Raw genomic sequence first — 13,778 nt, 5'->3', positions numbered from 1 at the left:
AATCATTCATCTCCTTTCATATATATATTTATGAAAGGAGTGGTTGCCCAGTGAGAGAGCAGCTTCAGGAGCTTTTACAAAAAAGGGTGCAGCAATGTGTTTCTCAAAAAAATAGGAGCCGGGCTCATTTCTGCCCAAAAATTGAAATTAAGAAAGAGGGGCTTGCAAAGCGTTCAGGTGAAATTATTAAGGCAAAGTCAATAGGGAACATCATATCCGTTGATCATGGTCATGAAGATAAAGATTCCGTTCGATATAATGTTCATTTTAAATACTTGGTGAAGCAGAAGGATATATTCTTCTTAGAAGAAGAAATTGAGGATAGAAGAGCTGAATTTTATAAAGGAATATTTATTGAGGATCATGAAATAAATCATTATGCAGAAGCGAAACAGGAAAGTGAACAAAACTTAGAAATAGAGGATTCTGATGAGAGAATTGTTTACGAGTATAACCGTTTAAAAGCAGTTCAATATGCTGAACGTTGGTGGAATAGTTATAATCCTGCCTATGAAACATTCGAGGTTGATTGCACGAATTATATTTCGCAATGCTTGCATGCAGGTGGCGGCCCAATGAGAGGGTATCCTAATAGGGGGGCGGGCTGGTGGATGTTGAATAAGAATTGGAGCTATAGCTGGTCTGTTGCAAACTCCATGAGGCTCCATTTGCCTCGTACTTCCATAGGACTTCGGGCCAAAGAGGTTTCAAGTCCTGAACAATTAATGCTTGGTGACGTTATTTGCTACGATTTTCAAGGGGATGGACGATATGATCATTCAACAATTGTAACGGCAAAGGATGCTTATGGGATGCCTCTAGTCAATGCACATACTACAAATAGCCGCATGAGATATTGGGCCTATGAGGATTCAACTGCCTACACACCGAATATTAAATATAAATTTTTTACAATCGTGGATGATCAATGATTGGATGTAGAAGGAGTAAATCAGTGATATAATATCCCATATAGTTTATTTTTAGAGGTGAAATACGTGGCATTGCATGTAGTTTTATATCAACCAGAAATTCCAGCAAATACAGGAAATATCGCTCGTACTTGTGCTGCGACTGATACAACCTTGCATTTAATTCGCCCTCTCGGCTTTTCAACTGATGATAAAATGTTAAAACGAGCTGGGTTGGACTATTGGCAATTCGTCAATATCATTTATTATGATTCACTCGATGATTTTTTTGAAAAGACAGCAGGCGGGGACTATTTTTTCTTAACAAAGTTTGGAACGAAGCCCCACTCTTCATTTGACTATAATAATAAGGAAAAGGATTATTATTTTATTTTTGGGAAAGAAACAACAGGCCTGCCTAAGGACGTTATTGAGAGGAATAAGGAACGTGCGCTTCGAATTCCGATGAATGATAATGTTCGTTCCTTGAACTTATCCAACACTGCAGCCATCCTTATATATGAAGCATTACGCCAGCAAGATTATATCCATTTACTGTAAGAGATTTATGAAGAATAACGCTCATGTACTTGAGTGTTATTTTTTTTGAATTAATGCGGACTGACATTCCGTTATTTTCATTAAACGCCTAAAAGGTCCTTCCTTTTGAGAAATAAGAAAAGTTTGTTTACAATATCTGCACAAAATACAGATCTGAAACCGAGACTTCCACTTGAATCTGTATACCATGAAAATGAATACGACCAAGATAAAGAAGAAATTCGCAACCGGCTGGAAATATATAATCAGATCATTTCTGAATATTATGATGAAAGAACAAACGGAAAAAGAAATGATTCTTGGACAAGCCAAATGGCTAATATGCTGGAGAAGCAATCGAGAATGTATATGAAGGAATTTGTTGAAAAATTAGAACTAAACCTCAAATAAAAAAAGCTGCATTTAGCAGCTTTTTTTATTTGCCTGTTCCTGGCTTATCTACATAACCAGATGTGAAAATAGCAGCAAGGAAAGCAACCATAACACCGAGAATAATAACCGTACCCATATGTATGAAATCCTCCTTATCAACAATAATCATTTCAATCAATATATGCTTATTATAGCCCAATAAAATGAAAGTGTGAAATAAAATCTGTGGAAAATTTTTAACCCTGGATCATTTGTGAAGTTTTCATGAAAACCTAATAGACGAACCCGCGGAAATGGGGCAACAGCCCTCCATCTCATCATTCTTCTTTTTCATAATATTTATTTTAAAAAAGGACAACCGGATCTATTCCCTAAATTAGCATGTTCATTTACAGGCGCGCATACAGTATATTAATCGTCTCTGAAATTGCGACAGGGGGAGGTCCTTATGGATATTCTAAAAAAAATTGAGATGTATCGACATGAAGAGGAAAAGCTTAAATGGGAAGGGACTTTTGGAGAGTATTTAGAAATTATTAAAGAGAAGCCATGGGTTGCCCAGTCGGCACATTCCCGGGTATATAATATGATTAAAGATTCGGGTATTGAGGACGTAAAGGGGCAGAAACGATATCGCTTTTTCAGCAACCAATTATTTGGCCTAGAAGAAGCACTGGAAAGACTGGTAGAAGAATATTTTCATCCGGCTGCAAAAAGACTGGATGTTCGAAAAAGAATTCTTTTATTAATGGGACCTGTTAGTGGTGGAAAATCAACATTAGTGACGATGCTCAAAAGAGGCTTAGAAGCTTATTCTCATCAAGATCGGGGAGCAGTCTATGCGATAAAAGGCTGTCCGATGCATGAAGATCCATTACATCTTATTCCACACCATCTTAGACAGGATTTTCATGATGAATACGGGATCAGAATTGAAGGAAATTTATCTCCGCTGAACATGATGCGCCTAGAGCAGGAATATGACGGAAGAATTGAGGATGTACTAGTAGAAAGAATTATTTTCTCTGAAGACCGAAGAGTGGGAATCGGAACATTCAGTCCATCCGATCCGAAATCTCAAGACATTGCCGATTTAACTGGAAGCATTGATTTCTCTACTATTGCTGAATACGGTTCTGAATCAGACCCTAGGGCATACCGGTTTGATGGGGAATTGAATAAAGCAAACCGTGGAATGATGGAATTCCAAGAGATGCTGAAATGCGATGAGAAGTTTCTATGGCATCTATTATCATTAACACAGGAAGGAAATTTTAAAGCAGGAAGGTTTGCGCTTATTTCCGCTGATGAATTAATTGTTGCACATACAAACGAGACGGAGTACCGGTCTTTCATTTCCAATAAGAAAAATGAAGCCCTTCACTCGAGGATTATTGTGATGCCGATTCCGTATAATTTAAAGGTAACGGAAGAGGAGAAAATTTATGATAAAATGATTCGTGAAAGTGATGTTTATGATGTTCATATTGCACCGCACACATTAAGAGTAGCAGCGATGTTTACGATTCTAACACGCTTGAAGGAACCGAAGAAGGGCGATATCGATTTAGTGAAGAAAATGCGCCTTTATGATGGTGAGAGCGTTGAAGGCTATAATCGGGCTGATGTGGAAGAGCTGAAAAAGGAATATCAGGATGAAGGCATGAGCGGCATCGATCCGCGTTATGTCATTAATCGAATTTCTTCAACGATCATTCGAAAAGAGATCACCTCCATCAATGCATTGGATGTATTAAGATCATTGAAAGAAGGACTGGATCAGCATCCATCGATTACACAAGAGCTTAGGGAGCGATATTTAAATTTCATTTCCCTTGCCCGTAAGGAATATGATGAAATCGCGAAGAAGGAAGTACAGAAGGCATTTGTGTATTCATATGAAGAGTCCGCGAAAACACTTATGGATAACTACTTGGATAATGTGGAGGCGTATTGCAATAAATCGAAGCTGCGTGATCCACTAACAGGCGAGGAAATTAATCCGGATGAGAAGCTCATGCGTTCCATTGAGGAGCAAATTGGCATTTCGGAAAATGCGAAAAAAGCGTTCCGTGAAGAGATCCTCATTCGAATTTCCGCTTACGCTCGTAAAGGAAAGAGATTCGATTATAATTCACACGACAGGCTCCGTGAAGCGATTCAAAAGAAATTATTTGCCGATTTAAAGGATGTTGTGAAAATTACAACCTCTTCAAAAACACCGGATGAACAGCAGCTTAAAAAGGTAAACGAAGTCGTGGCGCGCTTAATCGATGAGCATGGCTACAATTCGACTTCTGCGAACGAACTGCTGAGGTATGTTGGCAGCCTATTAAATAGGTAAGATGCAAAATCATGACTATAAAGCTTAGGCAAGAAAAGGACTGACAGCAATTCTGTCAGTCCTTTTTCTACCATTATTCACTTATTTCTCTTCAACCAATAGTGTCTCTGGTAAATAAACGGCTAAATTGCTGCAGGAAGGGCAAATGGGTTTATTATCAATATAAATCGTACGTTCATACATGGAAAGCTCACCGCATCGGTCACAGCATAGGAACTCGCTCATTATGTCACCTCGATATATTAATGGTTACTAAAGTTTATTTCGGAATGAATCACTATATGTATGTAATTAGTATAAAAGAAAGCTTGTCCTGATGGAAAGGGAAACTACTCTATTATCAAAATTATTTGTAAATTATTTTGAGTTCTTGCATAGGATAAAGTAATAAACATTCTTAGCCTTAAGATGTCCAAAAGAAGAAAGAAGGTTAAGAGCCTTTTGTCAATTAGATTTGTGAAATGTGGTTAGATGAGCAAAAACCCTAGTTCCATTGTCTAGCTATAAAGTATATTTAGCTTACACGAAGCATATTTTTAATAGCTGGGCGCCATTCTGTTGACACTCTCGATATTGTATGTTGTTTAGTTAGAATTGTGCGCGGAAATTGATTAAAGGAGGGCTTAATGTGACCGAAAAGAATAACCATCAGTTTGTGATTTCTCAAGAAGATTGGTCCCTCCATCGCAAAGGCCATGATGACCAGCAGCGCCATCAGGAAAAAGTTCAGGATGCCATTCGAAATAATTTACCTGATCTCATAACAGAAGAGAGTATAGTCATGTCGAATGGTCGGGAAGTAGTAAAAATCCCGATTCGTTCATTAGACGAATATAAAATTCGCTATAATTATGATAAAAACAAACATGTTGGCCAAGGAGATGGAGAAAGCCGCGTTGGTGATGTAGTGGCCCGTGATGGATCAAGCAATCAAAAAGGACCTGGTAAAGGACAGGGAGCAGGCGATCAGCCTGGTGAAGATTATTTTGAAGCGGAAGTTTCTTTAATGGAAATTGAAGAGGCACTCTTTAAACAGTTAGAGCTGCCTAATTTAAAAAGAAAAGAACAAGCGGAAATTCTTGTTGAAAACATTGAATTTAACGATATCCGAAAAACAGGCTTAATGGGGAATATTGATAAGAAACGAACGATGATGACCGCATTTAAACGAAATGCCATGACCGGAAAGCCTAGCTTTCATCCTATCTATCAAGAGGATTTAAAATTTAAGACATGGAATGAGGTTACGAAACCTGATTCTAAAGCAGTCGTATTAGCGATGATGGATACGAGCGGCTCAATGGGAATATGGGAAAAGTATATGGCAAGAAGCTTTTTCTTCTGGATGACAAGATTTTTGAGGACGAAATATGAAACCGTAGAAATTGAATTTATTGCCCACCACACGGAGGCAAAGGTTGTATCAGAGGAAGATTTCTTTTCAAAAGGTGAAAGCGGGGGTACGATCTGTTCCTCAGCCTATCGAAAAGCATTAGAGATTATTGATGCAAAATATAACCCTCGCAGATTTAATATTTATCCATTTCACTTTTCAGACGGAGACAACCTGACCTCTGATAATGCTCGCTGTGTAAAGCTTGTTGAAGAGCTAATGAAGGTTTCCAATATGTTTGGCTATGGCGAGGTAAATCAATACAATCGCCACTCGACCCTCATGTCCGCATATAAAAACATCAAACATGATGATTTCCGTTACTATATTCTAAAACAAAAAGTGGATGTATTTCACGCCATGAAGAGCTTTTTCAAGAAGGAAGAAGATAAAATGTACGTCTAATGGAGAGAAGGTAGACCCTTCTCTCTTAATCTATTAAAAAAGGACAACCCCATTTCAAACATAGAAATGGGGTTGTCCTTTTATGATATTATTTTAATTTAATATCTTTAAAGAATGGAGTTCCACTGAAGTTTACGAATAAACCAGATTCAACTCCGTTTGTCGCATGAACAAAGTCAGGATGGTGCAGGTATACCATTGGAGCTTCTTCTACAAGAATTTCAGAAACTTCTTTGTATGCTTCGTTACGATCATCTTGATTTGTGCTTGTACGTCCTTTATCAAGTAACTCATCCACTTTAGCGTTCGTGTAGAATGAACGGTTACCAACTGATCCATGGTTAGCAGAATGGAATAATGCGTATAAGCCGTAGTCAGCATCACCTGTTACTGTAGTCCAGCCTAGAACGAATAATTCGTGCTCACCAGCAGCAGTTTTCTCAAGGAATGTTCCCCACTCAATAACTTGGATATCTACTTCAATATTAATTTCAGCTAATTGTGCTTGAACTAATTCTGCAATATCCGCACGCTCTTTACTTCCTTCGTTTACATAGATCGTTGTTTTGAAACCATCTGCAAATCCAGCTTCTGCAAGTAATTCCTTCGCAGCTTCTACATCATATGGAAGCGGCTTTAAGTCTTGGTAGTTGCCAACAACTGTAGGAGCTAATGGACCAACAGCTGGAACTCCTTGACCATCTAAGATTCCGTTTACAACATCATCTTTGTTAATAGCCATTGCAATCGCTTGACGAACTTTAATGTTGTCATATGGAGCTTTATTCAAGTTGAAACTTACGTAGTCCATACGAGTACCGCGAACACGGTCAATCTCGATTCCATCCATTGCTTCCACACGGGAAACGTCAGAAGCACCTACTAGCATAAGATGAGCTTCGCCAGTTTCGATCATTGCTACACGTGTAGCTTGTTCTGGTACAACTTTGATTGAAACTGTTTCAATGGAAGGTTTTTCTCCCCAATATTCATCGTTTTTAACAAATTTAATTTCAGCACCACGGTTCCAAGAATCGAATTTGAAAGGACCTGTACCAATTGGATTTTCGTCCACTTTCTTTCCGCCATCTTTTTCTGCTTGAAGAGCAGAAGGAGCGATGATTGAACCAGCGTTATGTGCTAAGTGAGCTGGCAGAGGAGCAAAAGGCTTCTCTGTAATGATTTGAATTGTGTGATCATCAATAACCTTAACTTCTTTAATCACGTTAAGAATTACTGCTTTTGGTGAAGCAAATTCAGGATCGATAATTCTTTCAAAGCTCAATTTAACAGCTTCAGCATTGAAATCTGTTCCATCATGGAATTTAACTCCTTCACGAAGTTTGAATTCCCAAGTTGTATCGTCTACTGCTTTATATTCAGTCGCAAGTAAAGGAACAACAGATCCATCTGGTGCGTAATCTGTCAAACGCTCATATAGTTGAGTTGTTGCAGTATTAGATGCAGTGTCATTCACTCCATGTGGATCTAAAGTTGGTGCATCTGATCCTGTCACATAGATGAAGTCTTTGCCGCCAGCTGCTGGCTCTTCTGTCTTAGGCGTGTCGCCTTCCTTAGCAGGAGCTTCCTCAGTAGTAGTGTTGCTTTTTCCGCTACATGCTGACAGCACTAAAATAAATGCAAGCGCTAACATTAGCAGAAGATTGTTCTTTTTAATCAAAAAAATAACCCCCTTATTTTGTCGTACAATTTTTATAATAGTAGAACAATTGATAATTTACAAGATTTATTTTGGTAAAATTTAATTTATATGTTAATATTGTCATAAAAATGTAATCATATCTCTGTAATTCAACAATTTTCCATTTAATAGGAGAAAGGGTGGTAAACTAGCATTTTGATTAAAGGATAATCATATTCTGCTAATTAAAAAGCATTGTCATATCATTAAAATTTATATATGATATTCGTTGTGTGTTTTGAATTTTTCTAATCTTTAATCTACTAATGAAAGGATGAAAAAAAGGATATGAATCAACAGCCACAGCTTCAATCAACCGCTCCGGCCATTCCTGTTAAACAGTACAATCCAAAGGCAGCCCGAGCGAAAGCCTTTTATAAGAAACTTGCGAAAAACAAGGCGGCCATGTGTGGGGCCTTTATTGTCCTTGCCGTTGCTTTTATGGCTATTTTTGCACCCCTGCTTGCACCGTATGATCCTGCGGAAATGGCATTGGTCAAAAAATTGCAAGCGCCTTCATCTGAGCATTGGCTAGGCACGGACGACAAGGGACGTGATATTTTAAGCCGTATATTATTTGGAGCAAGAATTTCATTATCTATCGGAATTTTATCAACTGTCCTCGGTGCGTTTGTCGGAATTCTATTAGGAATTACCGCTGGATATTACGGCAAATGGGTCGATTCATTCATTATGAGAATATGTGATATTTTACTAGCTTTCCCTGGTATTTTGCTGGCACTGGCCATCATAAGTGTGCTAGGCGCAAGTACAACGAATGTGATTATCGCAGTTGCCTTTTTCGCGGTTCCAACATTTGCACGGATTGTTCGCGGGTCTACTTTAAGTGTAAAAAAGCTAGAGTACATTGATGCAATAAGGGCTATGGGTTCGAGTGATTTTAGAATTATCTTTAAGCACATTCTTCCCAATATTCTTTCTCCAATCATTGTACAAGCTACACTTTATATTGCGTCAGCCATCATTACTGCCAGTTCACTTTCTTTCCTTGGAATGGGGACAAAGCCGCCAACTCCTGAGTGGGGTTTCATGCTTTCACAGGGCCGTTCTTATTTAGCACAAGCTCCACACGTTACTCTAATACCGGGATTAGCAATTTTGCTAGTTGTAGTAGGCTTTAACTTATTTGGTGACGGATTACGTGATGCACTTGATCCAAAATCCAAGAAATAATATGAGAGAAGGTGAACGAACATGTTTATATATATTCTTCGAAGAATTATCCAGACAATCCCTGTTATGATCGGGGTTACTCTAGCTGTATTTTTAATGATGCACTTAATTCCTGGGGATCCTGCTCAAATTATGGCTGGAGAGAACGCTAATCCAGTGCAGGTCGAACAGATGCGAGAGAATTTAGGATTGAACGATCCTTTATATGAGCAATATTTCCGTTATGTTTCAAATGCTGTGCAAGGGGATCTAGGAACATCGATCCGGACGAATCGTGCTGTATCAAATGAAATATTCGATTCGAGATTTTGGATTACTGTTCAACTTGCCGTCCTTGGTACGATATTAGCTGTTTTAGGGGGGCTAATTGCAGGGATCATTTCCGCTACAAGGAAGGGCTCTTTTGCCGATATTTCTCTTATGCTTGTGGCACTTTTCGGCTTCTCAATGCCAAACTTTTTACTTGGCATCATGTTAATTTACTTCTTTTCAGTTAATCTTGGATGGCTGCCTGTTGTCGGGTGGGGTTCTATTGAACATATGATTTTGCCGGTTATTACGTTAGGGACTGTTGGTGCAGCCATTATTGCCCGAATGACACGTTCAAGTATGCTTGAAGTTATTGATCAGGATTATATTCGCACAGCCTATGCAAAAGGGGTTAGCGATCGGCTAGTCATTTACAAGCATGCTCTGCGCAATGCTTTAGTTCCTGTTGTTACAGTTGTCGGCCTGCAATTTGGAGGTTTATTAGGGGGAGCAGTTGTAACAGAAACGGTTTTTGCCATTAATGGTTTAGGCCGCTTGATTATCGATTCTATACGTGCACATGATTTCCCAATGGTACAGGGGACGATTCTTGTTTGTGCTGTTCTCTTCGTAATTGTTAATACACTTGTGGATGTTACATACCGTTTTATTAACAAACGGATTGATTTGAACTAAGGCTGGTGAGACCAATGACTATACAAAAAACTGAAAATATTCTAGAGATAAGAAATCTTCGTACCTCCTTTTTTACAGATGAAGGAGAAGTAAAAGCGGTAGATGGTGTTGACTTCTCAATTGAAAAGGGCAAAACGCTTGGAATAGTAGGCGAATCTGGTTCGGGTAAAAGTATTACTTCCCTTTCCATTCTTCGCCTTCTGCAAGAGCCAATCGGGAAAATTGTCGGTGGGGAAGTATATTTCAAAGGGGAAAATCTATTAGAAAAAACAAAAAAGCAGATGATGGACATTCGCGGAAATAATATCTCGATGATTTTCCAAGAACCAATGACTTCTTTGAACCCAACATTGACATGCGGGGAACAGATTGCTGAATCCATTCGAATTCATCAGAAGCTAAACCGCAAGGATGCTTGGATCAAAGCAATTGAAATGCTGAGTTTGGTCGGAATCCCATCACCAGAAAAGCGTGCCAAACAATATCCGTTTGAGCTTTCAGGGGGAATGCGCCAACGGGTTATGATTGCGATTGCATTAGCATGTAATCCGGAATTATTAATTGCTGATGAGCCGACAACTGCACTGGATGTAACAATTCAGGCCCAAATTCTTGAATTGATCAAAAAGCTTCAGGAAGACCTTGGTACATCACTCATGATTATCACTCATGATCTTGGAGTAGTAGCTGAAATGTGTGATAAAGTAGCGGTTATGTATTGCGGGAAAGTTGTAGAATATGCAGATGTAGAAACGATCTTTACTGACCCAAAGCATCCCTATACAATCGGTCTATTAAACTCAGTGCCGAAACATGATGAAGATGTTGAAGGGGATCTTTCTGTTATTCATGGTCAAGTCCCAAATCCATTTAATTTGCCGCTTGGCTGCCGATTTGCTCCTCGGTGTCCGCATGCAAGAGAAATTTGTCATTCCGAGCTGCCAGAGCTGCAGAATATGAAAGATGGAGATAAAGTTCGCTGCTGGATGTACACAGATAAATGGGAGAAACAAGAGGGGGTTGCAGCTAGCCATGAGTAAGCAAGCATTATTAGAAGTGAAAGAGCTTAAGCAGTATTTCCCAATTAAAGGCGGTATTCTAGGTAGAACTGTTAACCATGTTAAAGCAGTCGACGATATTAGCTTTAATATATATGAAGGGGAAACTGTCAGTATTGTAGGAGAGTCGGGCTGCGGAAAATCCACAACTGGCAGAGCAATCCTTAGATTGGATAATCCTTATTCTGGCGAAGTGTATTTTCAAGGCGAGAATTTGCTTGCATTAAGCAAATCACAAATGAGAAAAAAGCGAAAAGATTTGCAAATCATATTCCAGGATCCATATGCTTCATTAAATCCACGTCAAACAGTAAGTCAGATTTTGGAAGAAGCATTGGAAATCCAAAATGTCGTACCCCCAAGAGAAAGACGACAAAAAATAACTGAGTTGCTTGAAACAGTAGGAATTGGAGCACACCAGGTTGACCGCTATCCGCATGAATTCAGCGGAGGACAGCGCCAGCGAATTGGCATTGCGCGTGCTCTTTCAGTTAATCCAAAGCTGATTATTTGTGATGAAGCTGTTTCAGCACTTGACGTGTCTATTCAAGCACAAGTGTTAAACCTGCTAAAGGAATTGCAAAGGGATTTTAAGTTAACGTATCTATTTATCTCCCATGATCTCGGTGTAGTACGCCATATTTCTGATCGAATCATTGTTATGTACTTAGGAAAGATTGTTGAAATCGCTGATAAAAAATCATTATTTGAAAATCCGCACCATCCTTATACAAAGGCATTATTATCTGCAATCCCAAGTACGAATGTTTTAGAGAAGAAGGAACGGATCATTCTTAAAGGAGATGTGCCATCACCAATAGATCCGCCAGCCGGATGCCGTTTTCACACTCGCTGCCCTTATGCGTTTGACCGTTGTGCAAAAGAGGCGCCATCCCTACATGCCATTCCTGGGGAGAATCATCAAGTGGCCTGCCATTTAGCAGAGGAAGGCCCTGTCGATTTCTCAGCATTAAAAGCAAACTATTAATCAAAACTTCGAAAGCCCTTCTCTTTGAGAGGGCTTTTTTTGAATACTAACTAAATTGTCGTTGGATTCATTGAACAAGCCTTGATGTACGGAGTAATCACCAGCGCAGAGAAATGAAGCCAACGACATTTACATACTAGGTTGGGAACGGATGCTCTTTAATTGAAAAAAACAAAGGAAAGAGGAGTTTTGCCTCATCTCGAAGAATTCGTTATAAAATAGTAAATATACTTTTGAAAGGGGTTTGGCGAATGAGTACAATAGGTTTAGGATATAATGTATCTCTTATCGATGCATTCGATTTAGGAAAAGAAAGAAGGACAGGTTCATATATTATTCAAGCTGAAGAAGTAACGATTATTGAAACGAGCGCGAGTCCCTCTATTCCATATGTCCTGAAGGGCTTAGAGGAATTAGGAATAGCGTTAATAGAAGTAAAAAATATAATTGTCACACACATCCATCTTGATCATGCTGGCGGTGTTGGTTTATTGCTTAATCATTGCCCAAATGCTAAAGTAATTGTTCATCCTCGCGGCAAACGTCATCTTGCTGATCCTTCAAGACTAATTCAAGGGGCAAAGGCTGTTTATGGAGATAAATTTAATGAGCTCTTTGATCCCATTTTGCCAGTGCCAGAGGACCGCTTAGTCGTCAAAGAGGACGGAGAAACGCTGAAAATTGGAAAAGAACGTATTCTGACATTTATGGATACACCAGGTCATGCCAACCATCATTTTTCCATTCATGATTCCTTCAGTAATGGAATATTTACTGGTGATACAATCGGGGTTTATTATCCGCAAATTTTCGACCAGGGGGCTGAATTAATTCTTCCGTCTACCTCACCGAATCAATTTGATCCCGAGGCGATGCATCACTCAATGAAAAGAATTTCGTCGCTTCAAGTAGAGAGAATTTACTTTGGCCATTATGGAATGACCGCTAATCCTAATCAGGTTTATAAACAAATTGAGTATTGGCTGCCAAAATTTATGGCGGCTGGGGAAAAGGCATGGGCAGAAAACCAAACTGCTTCATTTGATATAAAGCAGCAAGCCCTTTTCCATCTGTTATGGAATGATGTTAATCAATTTTTATCAGAAAATCAAATAGTTTTAGAAGAAGATATTTCAGAACTTATTCAGCTTGATTTGAATGTCGGATCAATGGGAATTATAGATTATTTAGCAAAACGAGAAAATTAGCGTGTTCAACAAAGTATGGAGGTGTAGGAAATGGATCTTCAGAAAATAGTAAATAAGCTTAAAAACCGTACACCTTCCATTCTAGGAAGTGAGGAATTTTCTAAATATGCCATCCTCATCCCCCTTATCCAAATGGAAGATGATATTCACCTTTTATTTGAGGTTCGCTCTCTGCAATTAAGAAGACAGCCGGGTGAAGTTTGCTTTCCAGGGGGAAGGGTCGATAGGATGGATCGCGATGAGAAGCATACAGCAATACGGGAGACTTCGGAAGAGTTAGGGATAAGAGAGGATCATATTCATCATGTTTTTCCGTTAGATTATATGATTTCTCCATTTGGAACGATTATTTATCCTTACGTTGGCCACATAAGCAATCCGGAAATGATCAATATTAACCGAAGTGAAGTGAAGGAGACCTTCACTGTCCCGCTATCCTACTTAAAGAAAACGGAGCCCGAGACCTTTCAAATACGCTTTAGAGTCGAGCCCGAAAAAGATTTTCCCTTTAACCAAATTATCGGCGGAGAAAAATATGATTGGCAAACGAGGAAAATGGACGAGTGTTTTTATTATTATGAAGACAAGGTGATATGGGGTTTAACAGCTAGAATTCTTAAGCATTTTATCGAAATTCTTAACAGAGATGGGTTCGTTCATAATGATCAAAAGTAGCCACTTTAAATATGTAAAAAGT

General features: G+C 38.9%; 13 protein-coding genes. 11 read left to right on the top strand and 2 right to left on the bottom strand.

The features are described 5' to 3' along the window. The first annotated feature begins 50 nt into the window (after positions 1-50). From AR328_RS11425 to AR328_RS11410, 4 genes are all read left to right on the top strand, one after another. Positions 51-932, top strand: coding sequence for an amidase domain-containing protein (locus tag AR328_RS11425; protein WP_066295140.1), 882 nt, complete (start codon positions 51-53; stop codon positions 930-932). Between the two features lie 66 nt (positions 933-998). Next, entirely contained in the window at positions 999-1,472 is a 474-nt protein-coding gene (trmL, locus tag AR328_RS11420) for a tRNA (uridine(34)/cytosine(34)/5-carboxymethylaminomethyluridine(34)-2'-O)-methyltransferase TrmL (RefSeq protein WP_066295139.1), read from the top strand. 105 nt (positions 1,473-1,577) lie between these two features. Then, positions 1,578-1,862 (top strand): hypothetical protein, encoded by a 285-nt coding sequence (locus tag AR328_RS11415; protein ID WP_066295138.1) that lies wholly within the window; start codon positions 1,578-1,580, stop codon positions 1,860-1,862. A gap of 430 nt (positions 1,863-2,292) precedes the next feature. Beyond that, entirely contained in the window at positions 2,293-4,188 is a 1,896-nt protein-coding gene (locus AR328_RS11410; protein ID WP_066295137.1) for a PrkA family serine protein kinase, read from the top strand. Between the two features lie 81 nt (positions 4,189-4,269). Here AR328_RS11410 and AR328_RS22540 read toward each other — a convergent pair whose 3' ends face one another. Further along, positions 4,270-4,413, bottom strand: coding sequence for a hypothetical protein (locus AR328_RS22540; RefSeq protein WP_156422679.1), 144 nt, complete (start codon positions 4,411-4,413; stop codon positions 4,270-4,272). 403 nt (positions 4,414-4,816) lie between these two features. Here AR328_RS22540 and yhbH point away from each other — a divergent pair, with 403 nt between their 5' ends. After that, on the top strand, positions 4,817-5,986 hold the full coding sequence (gene yhbH / locus AR328_RS11405) for a sporulation protein YhbH (RefSeq protein WP_066295136.1): 1,170 nt from the start codon (positions 4,817-4,819) through the stop codon (positions 5,984-5,986). A gap of 88 nt (positions 5,987-6,074) precedes the next feature. Here the strand turns inward: yhbH and AR328_RS11400 are convergent, their stop codons facing one another. Further along, positions 6,075-7,667, bottom strand: a complete 1,593-nt coding sequence (locus AR328_RS11400; protein ID WP_156422678.1) for a glutathione ABC transporter substrate-binding protein — start codon at positions 7,665-7,667, stop codon at positions 6,075-6,077. 309 nt (positions 7,668-7,976) lie between these two features. Between AR328_RS11400 and nikC the strand changes: the two genes are divergently transcribed. From nikC to AR328_RS11370, 6 genes are all read left to right on the top strand, one after another. After that, positions 7,977-8,882 (top strand): nickel transporter permease, encoded by a 906-nt coding sequence (nikC, locus tag AR328_RS11395; protein ID WP_066295135.1) that lies wholly within the window; start codon positions 7,977-7,979, stop codon positions 8,880-8,882. A gap of 21 nt (positions 8,883-8,903) precedes the next feature. Beyond that, positions 8,904-9,827, top strand: coding sequence for an ABC transporter permease (locus tag AR328_RS11390; RefSeq protein ID WP_066295134.1), 924 nt, complete (start codon positions 8,904-8,906; stop codon positions 9,825-9,827). A 14-nt stretch (positions 9,828-9,841) separates the two neighbouring features. Continuing rightward, positions 9,842-10,867, top strand: a complete 1,026-nt coding sequence (locus AR328_RS11385) for an ABC transporter ATP-binding protein (RefSeq protein ID WP_066295133.1) — start codon at positions 9,842-9,844, stop codon at positions 10,865-10,867. Then, positions 10,860-11,873 (top strand): ABC transporter ATP-binding protein, encoded by a 1,014-nt coding sequence (locus AR328_RS11380; protein WP_066295132.1) that lies wholly within the window; start codon positions 10,860-10,862, stop codon positions 11,871-11,873. The genes AR328_RS11385 and AR328_RS11380 overlap by 8 nt, the downstream gene beginning before the upstream one ends. A 251-nt stretch (positions 11,874-12,124) precedes the next feature. Next, positions 12,125-13,081 carry an MBL fold metallo-hydrolase gene (locus tag AR328_RS11375; protein ID WP_066295131.1) on the top strand — a complete coding sequence of 319 codons (957 nt, stop codon included), beginning with the start codon at positions 12,125-12,127 and terminating at the stop codon, positions 13,079-13,081. A gap of 30 nt (positions 13,082-13,111) precedes the next feature. Continuing rightward, positions 13,112-13,756 carry an NUDIX hydrolase gene (locus AR328_RS11370; protein ID WP_066295130.1) on the top strand — a complete coding sequence of 215 codons (645 nt, stop codon included), beginning with the start codon at positions 13,112-13,114 and terminating at the stop codon, positions 13,754-13,756. Positions 13,757-13,778 lie beyond the last annotated feature (22 nt).

The organism is Bacillus sp. FJAT-29937, from assembly GCF_001509555.1.
In the GTDB taxonomy this organism is placed as follows: Bacteria; Bacillota; Bacilli; order Bacillales; family Cytobacillaceae; genus Cytobacillus.
The sequence above is the reverse complement of the archived record's forward strand: the minus strand, read 5'-3'. Positions and strand labels throughout refer to the sequence as shown.